The sequence below is a fragment of the Bradyrhizobium sp. AUGA SZCCT0431 genome (assembly GCF_018131065.1).
Classification (GTDB): domain Bacteria; phylum Pseudomonadota; class Alphaproteobacteria; order Rhizobiales; family Xanthobacteraceae; genus Bradyrhizobium.
The window spans coordinates 141,074-153,696 of sequence record NZ_JAFCLR010000003.1 but is presented as its reverse complement, the minus strand read 5'-3'; the positions used below and the strand labels follow the sequence as shown (position 1 = coordinate 153,696).

Annotated in this window: 11 protein-coding genes; 5 read left to right on the top strand and 6 right to left on the bottom strand. The window is 63.4% G+C overall.

Annotated elements, in window-relative coordinates; all coding sequences use genetic code 11:
- Positions 1–50: 50 nt before the first annotated feature.
- The 3 genes from JQ567_RS03795 to JQ567_RS03785 all read left to right on the top strand — a co-directional run bounded on the left by JQ567_RS03795 (position 51) and on the right by JQ567_RS03785 (position 4,032).
- Positions 51–1,517 (top strand): NAD(P)/FAD-dependent oxidoreductase, encoded by a 1,467-nt coding sequence (locus JQ567_RS03795; RefSeq protein ID WP_212437554.1) that lies wholly within the window; start codon positions 51–53, stop codon positions 1,515–1,517.
- Between the two features lie 168 nt (positions 1,518–1,685).
- Entirely contained in the window at positions 1,686–1,841 is a 156-nt protein-coding gene (locus JQ567_RS03790; RefSeq protein WP_211999004.1) for a hypothetical protein, read from the top strand.
- Positions 1,842–2,103: 262 nt separating this feature from the next.
- Positions 2,104–4,032, top strand: a complete 1,929-nt coding sequence (locus tag JQ567_RS03785) for a M10 family metallopeptidase (protein ID WP_212437553.1) — start codon at positions 2,104–2,106, stop codon at positions 4,030–4,032.
- Between the two features lie 111 nt (positions 4,033–4,143).
- Here the strand turns inward: JQ567_RS03785 and JQ567_RS03780 are convergent, their stop codons facing one another.
- From JQ567_RS03780 to galE, 3 genes are all read right to left on the bottom strand, one after another.
- Positions 4,144–4,845 (bottom strand): fumarylacetoacetate hydrolase family protein, encoded by a 702-nt coding sequence (locus tag JQ567_RS03780; protein WP_212437552.1) that lies wholly within the window; start codon positions 4,843–4,845, stop codon positions 4,144–4,146.
- A 47-nt stretch (positions 4,846–4,892) separates the two neighbouring features.
- Positions 4,893–6,707, bottom strand: coding sequence for an ABC transporter ATP-binding protein (locus tag JQ567_RS03775; RefSeq protein WP_212437551.1), 1,815 nt, complete (start codon positions 6,705–6,707; stop codon positions 4,893–4,895).
- Between the two features lie 102 nt (positions 6,708–6,809).
- Positions 6,810–7,823, bottom strand: coding sequence for a UDP-glucose 4-epimerase GalE (galE, locus tag JQ567_RS03770; protein WP_212437550.1), 1,014 nt, complete (start codon positions 7,821–7,823; stop codon positions 6,810–6,812).
- A 130-nt stretch (positions 7,824–7,953) separates the two neighbouring features.
- Between galE and JQ567_RS03765 the strand changes: the two genes are divergently transcribed.
- Positions 7,954–9,000: a glycosyltransferase family 4 protein gene (locus JQ567_RS03765; protein ID WP_212437549.1), complete on the top strand. Its 1,047-nt coding sequence runs from the start codon at positions 7,954–7,956 to the stop codon at positions 8,998–9,000.
- A gap of 151 nt (positions 9,001–9,151) precedes the next feature.
- Here JQ567_RS03765 and JQ567_RS03760 read toward each other — a convergent pair whose 3' ends face one another.
- The 3 genes from JQ567_RS03760 to waaF form a co-directional block, all read right to left on the bottom strand.
- The gene (locus JQ567_RS03760; RefSeq protein WP_212437548.1) at positions 9,152–9,703 is read right to left on the bottom strand and encodes an HAD-IIIA family hydrolase; all 552 of its coding nucleotides are present in this window, start codon (positions 9,701–9,703) and stop codon (positions 9,152–9,154) included.
- On the bottom strand, positions 9,700–10,302 hold the full coding sequence (locus JQ567_RS03755; protein WP_212437547.1) for a D-sedoheptulose 7-phosphate isomerase: 603 nt from the start codon (positions 10,300–10,302) through the stop codon (positions 9,700–9,702). The genes JQ567_RS03760 and JQ567_RS03755 overlap by 4 nt, the downstream gene beginning before the upstream one ends.
- Positions 10,303–10,379: 77 nt before the next feature.
- Positions 10,380–11,459: a lipopolysaccharide heptosyltransferase II gene (gene waaF / locus JQ567_RS03750; protein WP_212437546.1), complete on the bottom strand. Its 1,080-nt coding sequence runs from the start codon at positions 11,457–11,459 to the stop codon at positions 10,380–10,382.
- 165 nt (positions 11,460–11,624) lie between these two features.
- On the opposite strand from waaF, the gene rfaD reads away from it, so the two are divergent.
- Positions 11,625–12,605 (top strand): ADP-glyceromanno-heptose 6-epimerase, encoded by a 981-nt coding sequence (gene rfaD / locus JQ567_RS03745; RefSeq protein WP_212437545.1) that lies wholly within the window; start codon positions 11,625–11,627, stop codon positions 12,603–12,605.
- The last annotated feature ends 18 nt before the right edge of the window (positions 12,606–12,623 follow it).

The window sequence follows — 12,623 nt, the reverse complement described above, 5'->3', positions numbered from 1 at the left end:
GGTTGCAATTTGGCTCCACCCTGCCCATTACATTGGGCAGGGAGAGCGCGATGACGGATACATCAGAGCATTTCGACGTCCTCATCGTCGGGGCGGGCCTCTCGGGCATCGGCGCGGGATATCATCTGCAGGAGAAGTGCCCCGGCAAGAGCTACGCGATCCTCGAGGGCCGCGACTGCATCGGCGGCACCTGGGATCTGTTTCGCTATCCCGGCGTCCGCTCCGACAGCGACATGTTCACGCTCGGCTATTCGTTCAAGCCCTGGACCGAGCCGAAGGCGATCGCCGACGGGCCGAACATTCTCAACTATGTGCGGCAGACTGCGCTCGAGAATGGCATCGACAAGAAGATCCGCTTCAACCACAGCGTCAAACGCGCGTCGTGGTCGTCGCAGGATGCGCGCTGGACCGTCGAGGCCGAGCGCAAGGCGGGCGAGGGCGGACCGGAGACCGTGCGCTTCACCTGCAATTTCCTGTTCATGTGCTCGGGCTATTACAAATACGAGGAAGGCTACACGCCGGAGTTTGCAGGATCAGCGGATTTCGCCGGCCGCATCGTGCACCCGCAGAAATGGCCCGAAGACATCGACTATGCCGGCAAGCGCGTCGTGGTGATCGGCTCCGGCGCGACAGCGGTAACGCTGGTGCCGGAGATGGCCAAGACTGCTGCTCATGTCACCATGCTGCAGCGCTCGCCGACCTATGTGGTGGCGCGGCCCGCGGAAGACGCGCTTGCCAACAAGCTGCGGCGCAATCTGTCCGCAAAACTCGCCTATCACATGATCCGCTGGCGCAACGTGCTGTTCGGCATGTATTTCTTCCAGCTCTGCCGGCGCAAACCCGACCGCGCCAAACAGCTGATCCTCGGCGGCGTCAAAATGGCGCTCGGCCCCGACTACGATATCGGTACGCATTTCACGCCGCGCTACAATCCCTGGGAGCAGCGGCTGTGCCTGGTGCCGGACGGCGACCTGTTCAGGGCGATCAGGGACAAGCGCGCTTCGGTTGTCACCAATCATATCGACACCTTCACCAAAAGCGGCATCAAGCTGAAGGACGGCAGCGAACTCGAAGCCGACATCATCGTCACCGCGACCGGGCTTAACCTGCAGGTGCTCGGCGGCCTCGACGTCAGCGTCGACGGCAGGAAAGTCGATTTCGCGCGCACGCTGAACTACAAGGGCATGATGTATTCGGACGTGCCGAACATGGCTTCCGCGTTCGGCTACACCAACGCCTCGTGGACGCTGAAATGCGATCTCACCTGCGAATATGTCTGCCGCCTGATCAACTACATGGACCGGCAGGGCTACAGGCAATGCGTGCCGCACAACCTCGATCCTTCGGTATCGGAACTGCCGTCGCTGGATTTCTCCTCCGGCTACGTGCAGCGCGCGATCGCGCAGATGCCCAAGCAGGGCTCGAAGCGGCCGTGGCGGCTCTACCAGAACTACGCCCTCGACATCGTCACGCTGCGCTACGGCAAGATCGACGACGGGGTGATGCAGTATTCGTGACGGCCTCGCCGCGGGCTGTCCGTGGCGCCAGCCGGAAAGCGCCCTGCGTAATTTCGCGTATACGCGGGCCCGTGCAAATCGTTCAGTCTGCTCCAACGGTTAACACCGGATTAACCGGTGCCGCCTACGCTGTCTGGCCTGAGGCTAACTGACAGCACGAGGAAGCCCATGGACGCCCAGCGAATTGCCGTCGATGCCGTGGTTGCATTGACCGATTGCGACCGCGACGCGGTCGTTGCCTTTATCCGCAGGCTCTATCTGGCCGGCGTCACGGACCCCAAGCGCCTGACCTTCAAGGGCCTGCAGGCGATGGGGCGGAGCTGATCGTCTATCCCTGCCGGACGAAGCCGCGCTACCGCCCTCGGAAATGGAACCTTGGCGTCACGACAAGTTGTCCGCAAGAATACGGGGTACCTCTTCAGATACCGGATGTCGCACGTTCCCGCTAGGGAACTCACCCTCTGTTAAGTAATATCGCTGCCCTCCAACAATTTTTCGCCGAAGGTTAAGGCAAGCGTATCGACTTGCGGTTTAGGAATCGAAGCAGTCCCGAATCAGGTTTTGCGAAAGTGCCTGGAGAGCTGCGTTGGCCACTGCGACATATACCTCCCAAACGAACAATGCCGAGATCGATGGTCTGCTCAGCGGCACCAGATGGACCGGCACGATCAGCTACAGCTTTCCGGATTCGCCCAGCGACTACCCGGCCAACTATTACGGCTACGGTGAGCCGACGGCGTCGGGGTTCGGCATCGCTCCCTCGGCGATGCAGCAAGCCATTGTCTACGCGTTTGGACTGATCTCGAGCTATACCAACATCACGGTCCAGTATGCCGGAAACGGCAGCGCCGACATCATGGTGGCGCAATCCCCGGAAGCCAATCCGACCTCCTACGCCTATTATCCGGCCAACGTGCCGGCCGGCGGCGACATCTGGTTCGGCACCGCTTACCCCTATGCGCAGGCCAGGCTGGGCAACTATTACTTCGCGACGGCACTGCACGAGCTGGGGCACGCGCTCGGCCTCAAGCACAGCCAGGAGACCGGCGGCGTCGCCAATGTCGCGGTGCCGGCCGCGCACGACTCTTCCGAGTTCACGGTCATGAGCTACCGCAGCTACGTCGGCGCGCCGCTGACGGGCTACACCGCCGAATCCTACGGCTACGCGCAAACCTACATGGCGAACGATATTCTCGCCCTGCAGACGATGTATGGCGCCAACTATTCGACCAATAGCGGAAACACCGTCTACTCCTGGAACGCGACGACCGGACAGCAGTACATCAATGGTGTCGCGCAGCTGGCGCCCGGCAATGGCGTCGGCGGCTCGGCCAATCGCGTGTTCGAGACGGTCTGGGACGGCAACGGCATCGATACTTACGACCTGTCGAACTACGGGACCGGGGTGACGATCAATCTCAATCCCGGCGCGTCCTCGATCACCTCATCGACGCAAATTGCCTATCTCGGAAACGGGCACTACGCGCAGGGCAACATCTTCAACGCCTATTTGTACAACAATGACGCGCGGTCCTATATCGACAACGCCATCGGCGGCGCCGGCAACGATTCCCTCACCGGCAGTTTGATCGCAAACAGCCTGACGGGTGGCGGTGGAAACGATACGCTGATTGGCGGCGGTGGAAACGACACGCTGATCGGCGGGGCCGGGACTGACACGGCGATATTTTCGGGCAACTCAAGCGATTATCTGATCAGCTACAACGCTACGACGCAGGTTTTTACGTTGGCGGATCAGCGCAGTGGCGCGCCGGATGGCACGGAGACCGCGAGTGGGATCGAATATTTCGGTTTTGCAGACGGCACGTTTGCAAGCTCGAATTTTCCAAATCAGGCGCCGGTGGCGACGATCAACGATCACAGTGTGACCGCGAATGTGTGGGTGCAGGCATCGAGCTGGGTCAATTATTCCGATGCCGATGGCAATGCCGCAACCCAGTATCAGTTCTGGGATGGCGGCAGCGGTGCCAACAGTGCCTATTTCTGGACGCCCAACAATTATCATCACGCTGCGGAAACCGAAATTACCGTCGCGGCCTCCGATCTTGCAAACGTTTGGATAAGGGGCGGGACGGCCGCTGGCTCGGAAACCATGTTCGTCCGGGCCTTCGATGGCATCCGTTGGAGCGCCTGGGACAGCTTCGTATTCACCACAACCCCGAACACGGCGCCGGTGGCGACGATCAACGATCACAGTGTGAACGCGAATACGTGGGCGCAGGTTTCGGGCTGGGTCAATTATTCCGATGCCGACGGCAATGCCGCAACCCAGTATCAGTTCTGGGATGGCGGCAGCGGTGCCAACAGCGCCTATTTCTGGACACCCAACAATTATCATCACGCTGCGGGAACCGAAATTACCGTCGCTGCCTCCGACCTTGCAAATGTCTGGATAAGGGGCGGGACGGCCGGTGGCTCGGAAACCATGTTCGTCCGGGCCTTCGATGGCACCGGTTGGAGCGCCTGGGATATGTTCGGCCTCACGACGGTCTAGTCGCGAGAGTGCTTCCGTATCCGACGCTTCGCGGCTTCATAAGACATCCCCGGAAAAAGCCCCGGATCAGATCCGGGGCTCTGCTTTTTGCAGTATGCGTTTCGCGACTGCCTACTCCGGATTGCCGATCGCAACCTCGAGCGTGCCGACGCCGTCGACGCCGCATTCGATCTTGTCGCCCGGCTTGAGCTGGGAGACGCCGGCCGGCGTACCTGTCATGATGATGTCGCCGGCGGCGAGCGCGACCTGCTGCGAGAGCTGCCAGATGATCTCAGGCACGTTCCAGATCAGCTCGGTGAGGTCGCCCTTCTGGGTTTCGGCGCCGTTGACGGTAAGCCAGATCTTGCCCTTGGCGGGATGGCCGATCTTCGAGGCCGGCTGCAGCGCCGAGCAAGGTGCGGAATAGTCGAACGACTTGCCGACTTCCCACGGGCGCTCCTTCTTGCGCGAGGCGATCTGCAGGTCGCGGCGGGTCAGGTCGATGCCGACGGCATAGCCGTAGACATGGTCGAGCGCCTTCTCAGTGGGAATATTGAGGCCGCCGCCCTTCATCGCGACGACCAGTTCGACCTCGTGATGCAGGTCCTTGGTCAGCGGCGGGTAGGGGATGGTGGCGCCATCGGCCACCAGCATGTCGGCGTGCTTGGCGAAGAAGAACGGCGGCGCGCGCTCGTCATTGCCCATTTCGCGGATGTGCTCGAGATAGTTGCGTCCGACGCACCAGATGCGGCGCACGGGATAGGATTTCGATTCACCGACGACGGGAAGCGAGGGCTGCGGGGGAGCGGGAATGACGTAGGATGCGGCGTTCATGAAATGGGTCTCTGGACGGGTTTTGGGGTGGAACGGCAGCGATAGCTTTACGCGGTTGCGCTGATCGGCGCCAGACTGGGATGGCTGCGCTGTTGCAGGCGGAAGAACGAGGCGTAGCGCCCGCCGCGCCGCAACAGGTCGTCATGCTGGCCGCGCTCGACGATCTCGCCGCCTTCGACCACCAGAATGGCGTCGGCATGCATGATGGTGTGCAGGCGGTGGGCGATCACGATCGTGGTCCGGTTCCGGCACAGATGCTCGATGGCTTCCTGTACGGCTTTCTCGGATTCCGAATCCAGCGCGGCGGTGGCCTCGTCCAGCAGGATGATCGGTGCATTCTTGACCAGCGCCCGGGCCACCGCGATGCGCTGGCGCTGGCCACCGGACAGTTGCGTGCCGTGCTCGCCGACCGGGGTGTCATAGCCGAGCGGAAAACCCATGATGAAATCGTGGGCACAGGCGGCCTTGGCGGCGGCCTCGATTTCGTCCCTGGTGGCGCCAACCTTGCCGAAGGCGATGTTGGCGCCGATGGTGTCGCGGAACAGATAGACGTCCTGGCCGACATAGCCGGTCTGCTGGCGCAGCGAATGGCGCGACACGCCCGAGATCGCCTGGCCGTCGATCAGGATGGCGCCGTCGTTCACCTCGTAGAGCCGCAGCAGCAGCGCCAGCACGGTGGATTTGCCGCCGCCGGACGGGCCGACCAGGGCGGTGGTCTTGCCGGGTTCGGCGATGAAGCTCATGCGATGCAACACCGGCTCGCTTGGCCGGTAGGCGAAGGTCACGTCGCGAAACTCGACCCGCGCGTCCGAGAGTTTCAGGGCCGGCTTGTCGTCGTCGGCGGGCTCGGTGGGTGGGCTGTCGACGATTTCCAGCAGCTTGCGCGCGCCGATCAGATTGCTGTTCAACTCGATATTGAGCCGCGCCAGGCGCTTGGCCGGCTCATAGGCCAGGAGGAACGCGGTCAGGAACGAAAAAAACTGGCCGGGCGAGGCGCCCATCGCGACCACGCGATAGCCGCCATACATCAGCCCCGCGGCGATCGCGAAACCGCCCAGCGTTTCCATCAGGGGGCTCGATCGGCTGGAGACCCGCGCCATCTTGTTGGCGTTGCGTTCCACGGCGGTGATGCTGGCGTCGATGCGCTCGCGCATCGCCTGCTCGAGCGTGAACGCTTTGACGGTGCGGATGCCCTGCAGCGATTCCTGCATGGTTTCCATGATGTCGGCGGTGCCGGAAAACTGGTTATGCGCAAGGCCCTTGATGCGCTTGACGAGCTTGCGGAGCACCAGCATCGCCGGCGGGGCCACGCCGAAACCCAGCAGCGCCATGTACGGGTCCGTCATCAGCATGACCACGACGAGCGCGATCAGTGACAGCAGATCGCGACCGATGGCGTTGATCAGGAGATTGAGGACCTGCGTCACCGACGTGGCGCCGGCGGTCAGCCGCGCCAGAAATTCGGAGGAATGCCGCTCGGAAAAGAAGGCGATGCTTTCGCTCATCAGCTTTGCGAACAGCTGGCGCTGGTTGTTGGCGAGGATCGCGTTGCCGATCTGCGACAGGATCACGGTGTGTCCGTAGGTCGCCGCACCCTTGAGCGTGAAGATGACGATGGTGACCAGCGACAGGATCGCGATGCCGCGCACATCCTTGTCGACATAGGCCTTGTTGATGACTTCGCCGAGCAAATAGGCGGAACCGGCCGTCGTCGCCGCCGCAACCCCCATCAGCGCGAACGCCAGCAGATAGCGCCGCCAAAAGGCGAGACCCTGTTCGGCCACCAGACGGCGAATCAGGATCGCCGCGCCATAGGGGTCGTCGGTGATTTTTCTCGGCGTTTCTTTGGGAAGCTCGGTCATCCGCGTTCCATCGACGGCGCAGGCGTACCCGCGTGTCAGGGCTGCTACGGTGACTGCTTGCCCGCTAAACGGACGTTTTTCAAGCCAAATAAGAGCTTGATTTTACGCCGATTCCGCTTGCCGGCCGAGGCCGCCGCGCTCGTGGAACAGCCGCTCTTCCCAGGCCAGCGCGTGGGTGGCGATGGTCTCGAGATCATCATATTGCGGCGTCCAGTCCAGCGTGGCGCGGATGCGGCTGGTGTCGGCGACCATGGTCATGATGTCGCCGGGCCGGCGCGGCGCGTACTGGACCGCGAAATTGCGCATCGCGACGCGGCGCACCGCCTCGATGGTCTCCAGCACCGAATAGCCGCGGCCATAGCCGCAGTTCAGCGTGACCGAACTGCCGCCGCTGCGCAGATACGACAGCGCGGCGAGGTGCGCCTGCGCGAGGTCGCTGACATGGATGAAATCGCGGATGCAGCTGCCGTCCGGCGTCGGATAATCGGTGCCGAACACGTCGATCTTGGCGCGTTGTCCGGTGGCGGCTTCGACCGCGATCTTCAGAAGATGCGTCGCACCGACGGTGGCAAGGCCGACGCGTCCCTTCGGATCGGCGCCGGCGACATTGAAATAACGCAGCGCGACATATTTCAGATCATGCGCCGCGGCGACGTCGTGCAGCATCAGTTCGGTCATCAGCTTGGAAGAACCGTAGGGCGACAGCGGCCGCGTCGGCGCATGCTCGGGCACCGGCACCTGGTCCGGATTGCCATAGACGGCGGCGGTCGATGAAAAGATGAAGCGGTTGACGCCGCCCTTGACGGCTGCGTTCAGCAGGCTGCGCGTCGTCATGGTGTTGTTGCGGTAGTAAGCCAGGGGATCGCGCATCGAATCCGGCACCACCACGGAGCCGGCGAAATGGATAATGCTCTCGACGCCGTGCTGGGACAGCACGCCCTCGACGAGGTTTTCGTCGCCGGCGTCGCCGATGAACAGCGGCACGCCCTCGGGCAGGAAGGCGGAGAATCCGGTGGAGAGATTGTCGATCACGACGACGCTTTCGCCGGCGTCCGCCAGCGCGTGAACCATATGACTTCCGATATAGCCGGCGCCACCGGTGACAAGCACGGTCATGGGCTTACCCTCTCTCCCAGTTGTTGCCGCCGATGCTAGCCGGGGCGCGGTGAAGAGTGGGTTTCGTCATGAGCGAACTGGCCACTATGCTTAATGTTGCGTATAGGAACCCTCGTAAACGGAGCCGGACGTGCCGATCGAGAACAATTCAGCCGATGATCTGCAGCTGATCGTGCCGAATCTGCACAGGCGCTATTCCGGCGTCACCGCAACCAACCGGATGGTGGCGCCGAAGCTCGCCCAAATGTTTCGCGCGGCATGGCTCGGTTCCCACGCCCCCGACGGCATTGCGCGGATGGGTTTCGGCGATTTGCCAAAACTCTGGCGCCGCCGCGCGCCGCTGATCTGGCACGCGCGGCGCAACGACGAAATGATTGCCGGCGTGTTGTTGCGCGCGCTCGGCTGGCCGCTGAAGCTTGTGTTCACTTCGGCGGCGCAGCGGCATCATAAATCGTTGACGCGCTGGCTGATCCGCCGCATGGACGCGATCATCGCCACCAGCGCGCTCTCGGCTTCCTTCCTGAAGCGCGAATCAACGGTCGTGATGCATGGCGTCGATACCGATCGTTATGCACCGCCGGCCAATCGCGCGGCGGCGTTTGCGCAAAGCGGGTTGCCGGGCCGTTATGCGATCGGCTGCTTCGGCCGCGTCCGTGCGCAAAAGGGCAGCGACGTTTTTGTCGAAGCGATGTGCCGGCTGCTGCCGCGCTATCCCGATTTCACCGCCGTGATCGTCGGCGCTATCGTGCCCGAGCAGCAGGGTTTTGCCAACGGGCTGAAGAAGCAGATCGAGGCGGCCGGTCTGCAATCGCGCATTGTCATGACCGGCGAGATCGAGATCGAGGAAGTGCAGCGCTGGTATCAGCGGCTGACGATCTACGCCTTCACCTCGCGCAACGAAGGCTTTGGATTGACGCTGATCGAGGCGATGTCGTCCGGCGCCGCACTGGTGGCATCGCGGGCAGGGGCGGCCGAATTCGTGGTCGAGGACGGCGTCACCGGCGTTCTGATGCCACCAGGCGATGCCGATGCGCTGGTGGCGGCACTGGAGCCGCTGATGCGCGATCCTGCCTCGGCGGCGGCGATGGGGAGGCGGGCGCGAGCGCGCGTGCTGGAGAAATTCAGTCTCGACGCGGAGGCGAATGCGATTGCCGAGGTTTATCGGACGCTGATTTAGGTCCCTCTCCACCGTCATTGCCTGCGACAAACGCGAAGCGTTTGCGCACGGGAGCGCAGCGACGAAGCAATCCATCTATCGTCTCGCACGTCGTGAGATGGAATGCTTCGCTTCGCTCGCAATGACGAGGAGATCGCGGCCTACGCAGCCGTCATCCCGGGGATGACGGCGTTTGCGCGGATAGAATCGCCGCCACAAACGCATCAAGGTCGCCGCCGGCGAACAGGAAGCCCGGCAGGCCACAGGCTCTCCCGGCCGCGATGTCGGTCGCGCGGTCGCCGATAACAAAACTGCCGGCGTGACGCACCGGCCAGTGCTGCATCAGATCATGGATCATGCCGGGGCTTGGCTTGCGCCAATGATGATTTTCGAGATAGCCGGCGACGGTGCCTTCCGGATGGTGCGGGCAGTACCTGATGTCATCGATGACGGCGCCTTGTGCCGCGAGCTCGGCACGCATCCAGTCATGCAGCGTGTTGAGTTCGGCTTCGGTGAAGTAACCGCGCGCGACACCGGCCTGGTTGGTGAAGAAGAACACGAAGTAACCGGCGTCGTTCAGCCGCCGGATCGCCTTCGCCACATTCGGCATCCAGCGAATCCGTTCCCGCGTGCCGACATAGCCGACGTCATGGTTGACGACCCCGTCGCGGTCGAGGAAGGCGGCGGGCTTCTGAATCGAGCGGGCGAGGTCGGCGCCGCTCATTTCGGAGTGGCCTCGCGCATCATGGCTTGCTCGATCTCGTCGCAGATGCCGTGGCCGATCGCGAGGTGGATCTGCTGCACCACCGGTGTGTCGTCGGTCGGAGCCACCAGCAGATGATCACAATCCGCGCCCATGGCCGCGCCCTTGCCTCCGGTGAAGCCGACCGCGACAAGACCGCGCTCGCGCGCCTTGCGCAACGCCGCCAGAATGTTCGGCGAGCGCCCCGACGTGGTGAGCGCGAGCAGCACGTCGCCGCGCACACCGAGGCCTTCGACTTGTCGCGCGAAAATCTGCTCATAGCCGTAGTCATTGCCGATTGCCGTCAGCGCCGACGTGTCTGTCGTGAGCGCAATCGCGGCGTAGCCGGGCCGGTCCTTCTTGTAGCGGCCGACGATTTCGGCGGCGATGTGCTGGGCGTCGCCGGCGCTGCCGCCATTGCCGATGATCAGAAGCTTGTTGCCGGCACGCAGCGCCGCAATGATCGTGGCTGCAATGGCGTGCGCGACGGCCAGCAGTGCCGCGTCGCTGTTGGCGCGTTCGAGCGCGACGAGCGACTCTTTCAGATGGGCGGCGATCAGGTCTTTCGAATTCTGGTTCAAGATACACCGTCAGGGTTGCAACGCGCGAGCTCTACCTTGGAAAGCCTTGGTACTGATCGCGCGGCTCACGCGCAAGCTCACGAGGGTTGATGTGCACGCGCGCGGGCTTCGCCGAGCACGCGCTGCACGATCTCGACCACGTCGGATGCCGGGATGTCCCGCATGCATCTATGGTCGTTCATTGTGCAGACCGTGCGCTGGCAGGGCTGGCAGGCAAGCTGCGATCTGGTTTGCAGGACGGTTGCCGCCAGGCCGTTCAGCGGCGCCCAGAGATAGGGGCTGGTCGGCCCGAAAATGCCCATGGTCGGTGTGCCGATCGCGGCCGCAATGTGCATCAGGCCGGAATCATTTGAGATGGCGACGCTGGCCGCCGCCATCGCCAGGATTCCGTTGCGCAGATCCGACCCGGTGAGGTCGCGGATTCGAGGTCCCCCGGCGGCCACGATCTCCTGCGCCAGCGCCTTTTCGCCGGGACCGCCGACCACCCAGACCTCAAAGCCGCGTTCTGCCAGCAGCCGGGCCGCTTCCGGGAAATAGGTCCAGCGCTTGGACGCACCGACGGAACCCGGCCCCAGCGCCACCGCAGGCCCCGTACCCAGCCCATTGGCCTGCCGCCAATGGCCGGCATCCTCCGGCGGCACGGCCAATTGCGGCACCGGCCATTCCGGCGGCAATGCCGCACCGTCAGGCAGCGCCAGCGCGGCATTCTTGTCGATAAAGCGGGGCAGGGCCTTCTCGCCCCAGCGCATCCGGTTGATCAGCCCGAACCGGGCTTCGCCGAAGAAGCCTAACCGTTCCGGGATACCGGCCAGCGTCGGCGCAATCGCCGCCTTCCAGGTCCGGGGCAGGACCAGGGCCGTCGCATAGCCCCGCGACCGCAGCTCCCTGGCCAGACCCTGCTGCCTGGCCACCGCCAGCCGGCTGCGCGGCAGGTCCCAGACAATCCCGGCGCGGACCCCTGGCATGTAATCGACCAGGGGGGCGCAAAGGGAGGTCACCAGCAAATCGACCGGCCGGTTCGGCCAGCGCTGCTTGAGGACGCGCACCACCGTATGGCCTCGGACGAAGTCGCCGATCCACATATACGGGATGATCAGGATCGGCCTGGTGTCGGCCGCATCCTCCATCGCGATCCCATCTAATGAATCTTTATTCATATTTTATGCGCTTTGCGTCCCGGCCTTTTTCCCGGCTCCGGAGGTAACCGCTCCTAACCGGCAGGTAAAGCCGCAGCCCGGGTCTTCACCACGCCTCACAAGCCAAGTTGCCTGCCGCGCGCGTCTGGGGCAAAGCTGGCGCCGCACAATCAGGCAGGGGACGACATGTTGCTGGTGACCGGTGGCGCCGGTTTTATCGGATCGAACGTCGTGGCCGCGTTGAACGACGCGGGCCGCACCGACGTGGCCGTGTGCGACATCCTCGGCCATGACGGCAAATGGCATAATCTCGCCAAGCGCCAGCTCGCCGACTTTGTCCCGCCGGCGGAACTGATGGACTGGCTGAAGGGCCGGCGGCTCGACGCCGTGATCCATCTCGGGGCCATTTCCGAGACGACCGCGACCGACGGCGATCTCGTCATCGAAACCAATTTCCGGCTGTCGATGCGGCTGCTCGACTGGTGCACCGCGAACGCGACGCCGCTGATCTATGCGTCCTCTGCGGCCACCTATGGCGATGGTGAGCGAGGCTTTCGCGATGACCAGTCCGTGGAAAACCTGAAAAAACTTCGGCCGATGAACCTCTACGGCTGGAGCAAGCATCTGTTCGACATGGCGGTGGCCGAACGCGCCGCGCGCGGTGAGCGGTTGCCGCCGCAATGGGCCGGGCTAAAATTCTTCAACGTGTTCGGGCCCAATGAATATCATAAAGGCACGATGATGAGCGTGCTGGCGCGGCGCTTCGACGACGTCAAGGCCGGTCGCCCCGTGCAATTGTTCAAGTCGCACCGCGAAGGGATTGCGGACGGCGATCAGCGCCGCGATTTCATCTATGTCGACGACGTCGTTCGCGTGATGATTTGGCTGCTGGCGACGCCCGGTGTCAGCGGTCTGTTCAACGTCGGAACCGGCACCGCCCGCAGCTTTCGCGACCTGATGCTCGCCGCCTATGCCGCGCTCGGCGCCAAGCCCAACATCCAGTATGTCGACATGCCCGAACAGATCCGCGGCAGCTATCAATATTTCACCCAGAGCGAAGTCGATCGGCTGCAGCACGCCGGCTATAACGGCGGCTTCACGGCGCTGGAAGACGCGGTCGACGCCTACGTGAAGGGTTTCCTCGACCGCGCCGATCGCTTCCGCTGACGGGCCACAGGTAAGACC